10 protein-coding genes are annotated in these 11,662 nt (G+C 26.8%); 6 read left to right on the top strand and 4 right to left on the bottom strand.

Translation table 11 applies throughout. The features are described from left to right. The first annotated feature begins 124 nt into the window (after nt 1-124). Nucleotides 125-1,105 (top strand): calcium/sodium antiporter, encoded by a 981-nt coding sequence (locus I4V51_RS19395; RefSeq protein ID WP_195990086.1) that lies wholly within the window; start codon nt 125-127, stop codon nt 1,103-1,105. Between the two features lie 99 nt (nt 1,106-1,204). On the opposite strand, the gene I4V51_RS19390 is transcribed toward I4V51_RS19395, so the two are convergent. Beyond that, nucleotides 1,205-2,143, bottom strand: coding sequence for a hypothetical protein (locus tag I4V51_RS19390; RefSeq protein WP_195990085.1), 939 nt, complete (start codon nt 2,141-2,143; stop codon nt 1,205-1,207). Nucleotides 2,144-2,308: 165 nt separating this feature from the next. On the opposite strand from I4V51_RS19390, the gene I4V51_RS19385 reads away from it, so the two are divergent. Together I4V51_RS19385 and I4V51_RS19380 are read left to right on the top strand one after the other, a co-directional pair. After that, a complete protein-coding gene (locus tag I4V51_RS19385) occupies nt 2,309-3,469 on the top strand; it encodes a hypothetical protein (protein ID WP_195990084.1) in 1,161 nt (386 codons plus the stop codon). A gap of 56 nt (nt 3,470-3,525) precedes the next feature. Next, entirely contained in the window at nt 3,526-5,319 is a 1,794-nt protein-coding gene (locus I4V51_RS19380; RefSeq protein WP_195990083.1) for a hypothetical protein, read from the top strand. A gap of 53 nt (nt 5,320-5,372) precedes the next feature. Here the strand turns inward: I4V51_RS19380 and I4V51_RS19375 are convergent, their stop codons facing one another. Both I4V51_RS19375 and I4V51_RS19370 read right to left on the bottom strand, forming a co-directional pair. Then, a complete protein-coding gene (locus tag I4V51_RS19375) occupies nt 5,373-6,509 on the bottom strand; it encodes an aminotransferase class V-fold PLP-dependent enzyme (protein WP_195990082.1) in 1,137 nt (378 codons plus the stop codon). A 23-nt stretch (nt 6,510-6,532) separates the two neighbouring features. Next, nucleotides 6,533-6,808, bottom strand: a complete 276-nt coding sequence (locus I4V51_RS19370) for a DUF3343 domain-containing protein (RefSeq protein WP_195990081.1) — start codon at nt 6,806-6,808, stop codon at nt 6,533-6,535. Between the two features lie 217 nt (nt 6,809-7,025). Here I4V51_RS19370 and I4V51_RS19365 point away from each other — a divergent pair, with 217 nt between their 5' ends. Then, nucleotides 7,026-7,508 (top strand): hypothetical protein, encoded by a 483-nt coding sequence (locus tag I4V51_RS19365; RefSeq protein ID WP_195990080.1) that lies wholly within the window; start codon nt 7,026-7,028, stop codon nt 7,506-7,508. Nucleotides 7,509-7,612: 104 nt separating this feature from the next. Here the strand turns inward: I4V51_RS19365 and I4V51_RS19360 are convergent, their stop codons facing one another. Continuing rightward, nucleotides 7,613-8,431, bottom strand: a complete 819-nt coding sequence (locus tag I4V51_RS19360; protein WP_195990079.1) for a hypothetical protein — start codon at nt 8,429-8,431, stop codon at nt 7,613-7,615. 128 nt (nt 8,432-8,559) lie between these two features. On the opposite strand from I4V51_RS19360, the gene I4V51_RS19355 reads away from it, so the two are divergent. After that, on the top strand, nt 8,560-10,365 hold the full coding sequence (locus I4V51_RS19355; RefSeq protein WP_195990078.1) for an Ig-like domain-containing protein: 1,806 nt from the start codon (nt 8,560-8,562) through the stop codon (nt 10,363-10,365). Between the two features lie 139 nt (nt 10,366-10,504). Beyond that, the coding region (locus I4V51_RS19350) for a clostripain-related cysteine peptidase (protein ID WP_195990077.1) at nt 10,505-11,662 on the top strand (1,158 nt) is incomplete at its 3' end.

Genomic DNA, 11,662 nt, shown 5'->3' with positions numbered 1-11,662 from the left:
CATTTAAAATTAATATAAAAATAATTTGTAAGATTATATAGATTGATATACAATAATTTTATTGTATATAAATACTAGAAATTATAAAAATATAATAATTAGGGAAAAGCATAGGAGGACGTAAATGAGTTATATATTACTAGTGATAGGTTTTGTACTATTAATTAAAGGTGCGGATATTTTTGTTAGTGGGGCTTCTAATATTTCTAAAAGATTGGGAATACCTTCAGTTATAGTTGGATTAACAATAGTATCTTTAGGGACAAGTGCACCAGAACTTGCAGTAAGTGCTATTTCAGCAATAAAAGGAAATAATGAGATAGCTGTTGGAAATGTTATAGGATCAAATCTTTTTAATACATTAGTTGTTCTTGGAGTTACTACTATAATAATGACATTAACAATTAAAAAAGAGGAAGTTAAAAGAGATTTTACTATTGATATATTAGTAACAACATTACTTTTATTTTTAACATTTACAACGATATTAGGTGGAAAGGATAATTACATATCAAGACTTGATGGAATTGTTCTATTAATAGGGTGCATTTCATATATAATCTATTTGGTTTTATCTGTAAAGAAGGGTAAGGCAGCGAGTGATAACATACAAGAGGAATTAGCTTTAGAGAGTATTAATGAAATAAGCATACCTATGAGTATATTAAAATTAATTATAGGTATTGCAGGAATTGTTATTGGAGGACAAGTTGTTGTAGATTCAGCAACAACTATTGCAACTTCTTTAGGAATGAGTGAAAAACTTGTAGGACTTACAATAGTAGCAATAGGAACATCTCTTCCGGAGCTTGTAACATCAGTAGTAGCAGCTCTTAAAGGAGAAAAGGATATTGCACTTGGAAACATATTAGGATCAAATATATTTAATATTTTATTAATTATAGGTTTATCATCAGCTATAAGTCCAATAGCTGTATCTAATAATTTATTATTTGATTTTGCATTTTTAATTATAGTAACTTTAATAATTGGTATTATGATATTTGTAAATAAAAAAGATGAAAAAAACTTTGGAAAAAAAGAAGGAATTATTTTAGTGGCCTTTTATGTATTTTATATGGCATATATAATAATTAGAAATTAAAAAAAGTCTCTACGTGAAGAAATTGAAGTTGAATTTCTTTCACGTAGAGATTTTTTACTATATAGACTTAATAGATATATTAAGAATTTATAAAAAATATTAACATTTTCTATATGGTGGATCAAAATCATCATATGGGAATAATAATTGATTAAATCCAACACATGGATCATTAATTACAGATGGTTGACATTGAGGAACTTCTATAGGTCCGCTAGAAGCTACAGTCATGTTAGTAATTCTGTATAATTCAATTATTGTAAATAAACCAACTACTACATCAGCATGATATGCCCAAGTAGGAGGTGTAGTTGTGCTATTAGGATTAGGATATTGTCCTATCTTAGGAACTAATGGACTAGCTATGGCTTGAACATAAGCATAAGGCACATTATTAGTAGGTTGTGGAATATTGCAAGTAGGACAGTAAGCACTATCACCTATCGCTATTGCAGTATTAGGATCAACAACTCCACCTTCTAATGAAATTTGTTTTTTGTAAACAGTGTAAGCTGGTACTAAGCTAGTTGGTGATGCAGTAACACCATTTATAACGAATTGGAATGCATTATCACTTGCATCGTAGAATGTTAAGTTATAATAAAATGTATACTGAACAGTTACATCGTAAAAACCTGGAAGTCCAAATTGTCCTGGTGATGCTACATTAATTGCACTAATTGAAGTAGCAAAGTTAGAAATTTTGATACTAGCTACAGTATTGTTAAAAACAATAGGTGCTCCTTCAGGTATAGATGTAGCACTGCCAGTATAAATTAGTGGACCCCCAGCACTTACATTAGCAAGGGTAGAAGTTGTATTATCAGTTGGGTTACCAAATAAACTTGAACTTATTTTTATAAAGTCAGGTACCTCTGGTGGTAAAACTCCATTAGGACATGGTGGTACTGGTGGATGTGAATAGTCTACTGGTCTTAAGCAATCTTGTTGTTTGCAGCGACCGTATATTTTTTTGGCAATTAAGCACTCATCAGCAAGTGCTTCAGGTTGTAATACGTTAAAATTGTCTTGTGACATATATAATCCTCCTTATTAATAGATTAAGCAACTAACCTAATAATATAATATGAGATGAGATATAAAGTGTGAAAAAAATCATTATACAATGATTGCAACTTTTATAGGGAATATTTACAAAAAAATACTCATATTTTTAATATATAGTATATTTTGGGTGATGTTATGATTAGTGATTTGAAATTACTAAATTACAATGAAAAGTTGTACAATATTTTTAAAGAGGGAAAAACTTTATACATAAATTTTTATGGAAAAACTAAGATAATAAGTGATGATGTATTAGATTATTGCTTAGAATATTTTGATAAGTCACTTTGGATAAGTACTTATAATAATAAGAACTTAATATATTTATATGAAATTAGAATAGAAGAATACGGAAGTATAAAAATAAATACACATTTTGTTTTAGATATAAGAAGATATTCTCAAAAGATAGATTCATTAACTATGATAATTAAAAATGAAAATCAGATAAACTTAATATTTAGAGGGTGGAATAATAATAAATCTTTTATATTTAATAGTAATATAAGCATATGTAGTGATTTTAATATTATTTCTGATAATACGTTAAATAACAAGACAAGGCCTTTTTCTACTTATTCAGAAGATGATAAAGCAATGATATTAATTTCAGAGCAAGGTGATTGTGAAGAGTATGTACTTTATAATTTGATAGAAGATACTGCAGAGGAAAGTTTTTTATTACCGAATACATCTAATATTTCTATTGTTAAATATAAAAATAAACCTATTTTATTTTATAATAAAGAAATTGATAGTAATTTATATATAAAATATAGATATGTAGATATAGGGAAAGAAGGGGAAAGTATATATGATGAAAAAAGCTTAAGCAATATTTCAGATAATATACTAAATCCAAAAGTATCCGTTTATATGGGAATGATATATTTAGTATGGAAGAATAATAATTATATTAAAAGTGCAATATCAAGAGATTTAAGTAATTGGAATATTAACTATTCTGAAAAAACAATAAATTGTGTAAATACAAATATAATAAAGGTTTTGGATGATAAAATTGAAAAAATAAATACTTATATGAAAAAAAGTATAGTATATAATTTAGTAATTAATAGAGACAATTATAGAATAAGAGATAATAATTATAAGTTATTAGAACTATTATTTTATGAGAATAGTTTAAATAGCAAATTTGATAATATTAATAATTTAATGAAGATTCAAGAATATTATAATAAAAGAAATGAAGAGTATATTATAAAAATAAGAGAGTTAAATAATATAATTACAGAAAAAGATAAATTAATATATAAATTATTAAATACATTATAATTTATTAGTGTTTAATTAAAAGAGTGTAAGCTATATTAATATTTTGGAGGAAAATGATGGGTTATTATGAAAAGGAAAATTTTTGGATAGAATTAAAGGGGAAATTACTTAATTTTTACAAAAAAGAAAACAAAATATATTTAGCTAAGTACGAGGAACATAAATTTATAGAGGAAAAAATTATATTTGATAAGTGTGAAACTTTAAATAGTGTAATTTTAAGTTCAGATGGAGATATTTCTCTTATATATATTAATTTAAAGGGTGAGTTGTTTTTAAGTAATTTTATAGAGGATAAATTGGAGAATGGTGTTATTTTAACTAGAGCAGTATCTAAAAATAATTATATGCAAATTGCATCAGTAAATAATTCTTTAAATATTTTTTATATTAATGAAGTTAATACTATAAGTACAATTTGTTTTAGAGTATTAAGTAATAGGCTTACATTAACACCAGCTGTAATTATAGATGGGATTGATGCTAAAAGGGATACTCCCTATATAATAAGTGCAAGTGATAAAGGGTTATATATATGTTATGTTAAAATAGGTTATCCTAATGCAATTGGATATAGGAGCTATGATATAAAGAGGAATAGTTGGTCAAGCTTTAAAGAGTTAGATCAATGTAGTTTCCCAATAAATAGTTTTGATTTTGTTGTTAAGGGAGATACTATAGCATACGCATATACATTTGCTAATTATAGAAGAGCAAATATAGTTTGTGGAATTGGTAAGGAAAATATTAAAAATAATACTATCCAAGAGGCAGAACCTAAAATTAGATTAAGTGATATCTATATATCAGAAGATAATAAATTATATCTAGCGTATCTTTTAAATGATGTTTTAAAAATAAAAGAATTAGAGATTAATAGAGAAGTTAGATCTATTGAAGATATGAAATTGAAAAATATAACTTATTATAATAAGTATAGTTTTTCATGTGATAAAAAAATATCAAAGAATAGTATATTATTTATTAAAACGGACGATTTGAATATATATACAGATAGTAATTTTGTAAAAAATGTAGCAATTGAAAAGTATAAATCTACTATGACATTTCCAGGCCTTATAAATAATTCTATTATAACAGAAGAAGATTTAGATGAAAGTATAAGTAGTTTAAATTTAGGAGAAGGAACAATAAATAAAGATTGCATAAAGCCATTTATATCAAAGATAAAAGGTTATGAAGTTGCGATTAATAATTTAACAGAAAGATTTATGATTGCTGATGATGAAAAGAAAAAATTAATGGAAAATATAAATTATTTAAATACACAATTAAATCAAAAAGACTATCAAATAAGTACTCTACAAAAAGCTTTAACTGAAAATAAAATTTATTCAGGAGAATATGAAAATAAGGTAAATGAATTAACACGAATGTTAAATAATAAAGAGAAAAAGGTGGATGATCCAGAGGTAATAAGGCTTAGGGAATTTGTAAATAAAAATGAAGTTGAAAAAAATAATTATATAAATATAATTAAAGAAAAAGATGAAGAATTACGAAGTGTAAATGAAAAATTAAAAACTAAAATTAGCGAAGTTCAAAATTTAATTCAAGAAAATACAGAAATAATTAATAATAGTAAAGATGAAATTTCAAATTTAAATAATAAGATTTTGAGCTTAATGGAAGAGGTTAATAATTTTAGTAAGGAGAAGATGAGCTATTTAAATGATATAGGAAGGTTAAAAGATAATATTAATACATTAAATGAAATAATAGCTAGTAACAATAATGAAATTAATATATTAAAGGAACAAATTAGTTCATTAGATGAAAGAAATAATAATGATTCGTTTATAAAGAAACTTTTTAAAACAGGGGAATAGAGTATAAAAATAGACTGCTTTTATTGTTAAAAAAGCAGTCTATTTTTATATATCTAAGTAGTATATATTTTTATTAATGACTCTATTAAAGCTTCGATGTCACTAAAGGTATTAAAATATCCGGGGCTTACTCGAACAGTTCCTTTACCCTCAGTTCCTATAATTTTATGAATAAGAGGTGCACAGTGATAACTAGTTCTCAAATAAATACCTTGATTATTTAAATATTCTCCTACTTCAGAACTATCAAATCTATCTATATTCAAAGATAAGACTGGAGTTTTTATAAGAGAATTTGTTTCACCATATAGTTTTATATAAGATAATTTTTTTAATTCACAAGTCAAATATTCCATTAAATCAATTTCATGACTTCGTATTTCATTGAGTCCTTTATTTAATATAAAATTCACACCTTCATTTAATCCAACGATTCCAGGTGCATTTAAAGTGCCACTTTCCATTTTGTCAGGATAAAAGTCAGGTTGAATCATTGATTCAGAGTTGCTACCAGTTCCTCCTTCTTTAAGGGTAGATAAATCTATGTTATCAGATATATATAGTCCACCTGTTCCTTGTAGACCTAACAGTGACTTGTGACCAGGAAATGCAAGTAAATCAATATTCATTTTTTTTACATCTATATCACAATATCCTGCAGTTTGAGCAGCGTCAACAATAAAAATTAATCCGAAAGATTTTGCTAAGGAACCTATAGATTCAATATCTTGAATTGTTCCTAATACATTAGAACCATGATTAATAATTAGAGCTTTTGTGTTACTTTTAATAGCATTTTTAATATGTGATAAATTAAGATAACCTTTTAAATCTACAGGTAAAATTGTTGTTTCTATATTATTGGTTTTTAATGAATTTAAAGGTCTTAGAACAGAGTTGTGCTCTATCATAGTTGTAATTACATGATCTCCAGGTTTTAGAATACCTTTAATTGCAATGTTTAAAGAGTCAGTAGTATTAGAAGTAAAGATTATTCTAAGAGGATCTTGAATATTGAATAGCTTTGCTAAATTTTCTCTGCAATTAAAAATTTTAATTTCACATTGAAGTGACATATTATGAGATCCTCTTCCAGGATTAGCACAATATGTTCTTAAGCATTTTTCAACCTCATTATATACTTCGTTAGGTTTTGGAAATGTAGTAGCCGCATTATCTAAATATATCATAGACCCTCCTTAAAGTTTTATATTTAAAATGTTATTTCTTCATAACAATATCTTCTGATTGTGGGATTTACATATTTTTTATGAATAGCCCTTATTGGAATATTATTATTTTTTACTAATTCAATTACCTTATCAATTTCTGCTTCATCAACCTCAATAGACCTTGCGCAACCAGCTGATAAGCAACAAGGTGTTTGAATCATATAGATATTTAGTTGATTTCCTTTTAATAATCGATATAATAACATACTATTGTTTGCAGAATCAAAGGTTATTATATATATAGGTTTTTCAGACATCTTATTTCCTCCTAGCTTATCTTTACTTGTAATATTATATTCATTAATAGTATATAAAGTGTAAGTGGATATAGAATAAAAGAATATAAATGAAAGCAAAATTGTGAAAAAAATAATTTGTAATTCAGGAATAAATATAATGTAACAACTATAATTAGGTGTCATATTATGTTATTAGAAAAATATTTATCAAAGGATAAAAGGGAGGATGCTAGATATGGCATTATATTTATTACCAACTGCTAATGATACTATAGGAACAACTGTTTTAGGAGCAACATCACAATCAGTAACCAGTGCTTATACAATACCAAAAACTTTATCATTAAAAATGACTTGCAAAAAAGATCAAATTGAAATTAATGGAAAAGTTATTTTAAGTTATACTGCTAATCTTGGTTCATCAGCAACAGCTTATAAGGATGTAACGGTAATTACAATTTATAGGGGAACACCATCTACTGGAACAGTAGTATATACAACAAATAATCTAATTAGAAATCATTATGGCACAGACGGACCAACAGAAACATGGGTAGTGCCATTTCAATTTATAGAATACCCAGCAATGTTAAATACAGAGAATACAGTAAATTACTATATTACAGTATCTTCTATAGAAAGTGGTGGAACAGCAGTACCTGTTTATTTACAACAATACACTGTTTCAGCAAGAGAAATACCTTATTGTGATAGATAGTAAAAAAATATATGTTTTAATGAGAGTACTATAGTAATAATTAATATAAAAATAAGAAAAGGATTAGTATATTATAATAATACTGATCCTTTTATATTAATAGCTTATTTGCAAGGATGACCACCGCTAGCATCAAAAGCTTCATATGGGAAAGGAATACTATTAAAATCCTCACATATATTAATTTGATTATTACATGTAGGTATATCAATAGGTTTACCAGTTAAAATATTAATCCTATTAGGTCTAAGTAGGGATATTATTGTGAAGAGTCCGATTGTAATAGATGGAGTATAAATAACATCTTCATCTAGTTCATTTTTGCTTTGATCTACATATGGATTACATATTAATTCTGGAAGGGGAAGATTTTCAGCTTTTATAATGTCAGCTGTTGTTTGAATATTATATTCAGGATATTTAGAGCAACATTGTCCAGAGAAACTACTTAAGGTAGTTACTGTATTTTGAATTTCCCCCCCATATAATTGAACTGTTTTAGTATAAGTTGAATATGCTTGAATTTGATAAACAGGAGTATTTTGAATATAAGCTGGTTTAGCATTGTTATCTTCATCGAAAAATTCAAGAGCATAATCAAATCTGTATTCTATTACCAAATCATAATAACCCTTATTAAGGGGAGTAGGTGTGAATTTTTTAACTGTCATTGTTGTTTCAAAAGTATTATCTACTACTTTTACATATTTATAATCGTCAGTCATATAAAATACTTCATCAGGTTGTACATAAAAATAACCACCTATTTCTTCGTCTAAAAAAACAACCTGAAATCCACTACCATTTCGAGCAGGTGAAATTAGATATTCATTTGCAGTTGGATTAGCACAGTTTGGTGATAAACAATCTTGCTGTTTACACATATCATATATAGTACAAGTAAAAACCATTTGCTCGTGCAAAGAAATCACTTCCTTTTTGAAAATATAATATATTTTATACTTTAAATAAGGTAAATGTTACTTATGATTGTTAACAAAAATGTATTAAAAATATATTATATAGTAATGAGAAAAGAGAGGTGAATATAGTGGCAATCGGATCATTTGATCAAAGATATACAATAACAACAAATGGAGCCATAACATTTACAGGTAATACATTGGGTTTAAGTAAACAGCCAACAACACAATATGCAGGGAAAGCAGATTCAATTGGAGCAATGATTACAACTAATAATTCATTAAATGTATTAGATTATCCTAGAGATGCAAACGCAGGAACTACATTAGATTTTACTAAAAATGGGTCTTATGCATATTTAAGCTTACCACTTGGAAGTACTGTATTAAAGGCTTATTTAATATGGGCTGGATCATGTATAGTTGAAGAGCAAAATTATTATACGAGTATTGGCAAACAAGTACAATTATCAACGCCTCAAACAGGCTCACCATTTAATATTTCTCCTGATACAGCGCATAGTTATATTAGTGGAAGTTCAGATGATGATCCCCTTTATTATTTAAATACTCAAGAAGTAACAAGCTGTGTAAACCTTCTTACTGGAGGAAGTTATAAGATTACTTGTAGTGGAGTTGTAGGAACAACAACACCAGAAAATAGTACTGATAATGCTTGTGGATGGACCTTATGTGTAGTATATAAGAATCCTACTTTACCATCTAGGAATATGACTGTATACACTGGAAATATATCAACATTTGTAGGGGCAGGACAAACAGCAGAGGCTACCGCAAGTGGATTTGAAACTGCAAGTAGTGGAGTTGTAAATGGAAGAATATTAATTACAGCTTTAGAAGGTGATGCTACTAGAGAGGGAGATCAAGTAGGAATTTCCAATAAGAGTAACAGTTTTAACTATTTATATGGTGACTACAATTTAGTGGATAATTTTTTTGCATCTCAAATAAATAATGATTATGGACAAAGAGATTATTCGGGTTCATTTGGAAATCAAAATCAGAATCCAAATGGATCTAATATTGATGGAGGAAGGCAAGGTTGGGATATAACCAATGTAGACGCTAATCCAGCTCCAAACACAAATTTGAATAATTCACAAACTAGTACAATATTGCAATTTACATCAAAAGGCGATAGATATTGGGTAACAGGTGCAGCTATAGAATTAGATGTTAATTCTCCGATTATTAGTGGAGAAAAGGAAGTAGATAAGCCAACGGTAGTTATCAATGAAAATCTTACTTATACAATAACAATAAGTAATAATGGAACGGCAGTAGCAAATAATGTTATTGTTACAGATACACTTCCAACTGGGTTAGCTTATGTTTCATCTGTTCTTCCACCAGGAGCAACTATATCTCAGAGTGGACAAACATTAACAATTTCTTTAAATAGCTCATTAGGAATTAAACAAAGCATTCAAATTTTCATAACTGCAAAAGCAAGTACTATTCCAGATTCAGGAGCTTATGTTAACTTTTCGAATATAGCTTACACCTATTCAATTCCAGGAGAGCCGAATAATCCAGGTGAAGCTATAACTAATAAAGTATCAACATCTATAATGGCACCATTACCACCAATTGTGTATAACTATACAGTTGAAAGTTGTAGGAATAAACCGGTAACGGGGAATATAACAGCGTTGGATGTGGATGGACATTATCCTTTGACCTATAGTATATTTACACCACCTACTAATGGATTTGCCTCAGTAGATTCTACAACAGGAGCATGGTTATACACACCAAAGGTTGGATTTGTTGGTGTTGATAGTTTTGTTGTAGCTGTTAGAGATACAGAATTTGCAACTTCATATTCAAAAATAACAATTAATATATTAGATAAGCCATGTTGTGAAGTAAAATGCAATCAATGTGCATGTAATGAAAAATCTTTAACTTAAAACTGAGTATGAAGTATGTGATGAAAGTCACATACTTTTTTTATAGTTAGAAATTAATATTAAATTTAGTCTATTATAACTTTATATAATCATAAACATAAAAGAAGAATTCTATTTTATGTTAGGAGTGGGTTTAACTATGGAAAGGAAAAAGTGGACAGTTATAATGTATTTAAACGGAAATAATGAGTTAGGTATAGAAATGGAAAATACATTTAATAATGTATGTAGTGTTAGAAGTGATGATATAAATACAGTTATACAATTAAGTAAAGCTCCTATTGAAATAGTTAATCTAATAAGACAAGATAATATAAGATACAAGAATGAATGGATAGGTACAAGAAGATATTCAGTAATTGATGGAGAAGTAAAGTTACAAGAAAAATATTCATATCTAAACATGGCAGACTATAAAAATTTATATAAATTTATAGAATGGTCAATAAATAATTATCCTGCAGAAAGATATATGTTAGTTATTTCAGGACATGGCTTTATAGTAGCAAGTTTATCAGATTTATGTGGAGATAAACCATATATTATGGGGTTGTATGAAATGTGTTTTGCTATAAACAGAATAAAACAAGATTTAAATATAAATATAGATATATTATCATTAGATATTTGTAATATGAATACGGTTGAATTATTATATGAATTAGGAAAAAATAAAAATAATACGGTGAAATATTTAATGACATATATAAATAATGGACCGCTTGAGGGAATGGAATATAAAGAAATAATACCAAAGTTAGATAATAGAAATAGTGAATATATTTTAAAGGATATTACTGAAAATAGTATAAATAATATTGTGATATCAGAAGTAAAGCATGGAAAGTTAGAAAAAATAAAATCGTTGAGTAATAAGCTGTCATTTTATTGGTTATTAATAAATGAGAAAAGAGCTACTGATAAGGAAATAAAATTATATAATGATCTTCATCAAAAAATAGATAAAGTGGTCCATCAATTAGTCATAGCTCAAAATAATAAGGAAGAAAGAAAGTCATTATTACATTTAATGTTTTATAATAAGTATCAAATAGTAGATATAGATTCATTTACTAAATTTTATTATAAATTAGCATTTACTAAAAATAATTATTGTGGAAATGTAATTGCAAAAAAAACTGTAAATGACAAGAGGAATATTAAGCAATCGGATTTAGAGCAAGAGGTTTTAGATTTTAGAGATATAGAATTATTTATAAGAAATTTTAATGCAGATAACATAGATGAAAAAAGTATTAAAGTTATAGTAAATAAGATATATGAGTTTAATAAATGG

This window comes from Clostridium sp. D53t1_180928_C8, from assembly GCF_015667795.1.
Taxonomy (GTDB): Bacteria; Bacillota; Clostridia; order Clostridiales; family Clostridiaceae; genus Clostridium.
Note: the sequence above shows the minus strand (reverse complement) of the source record. Positions and strands in the feature narration are given on the sequence as shown.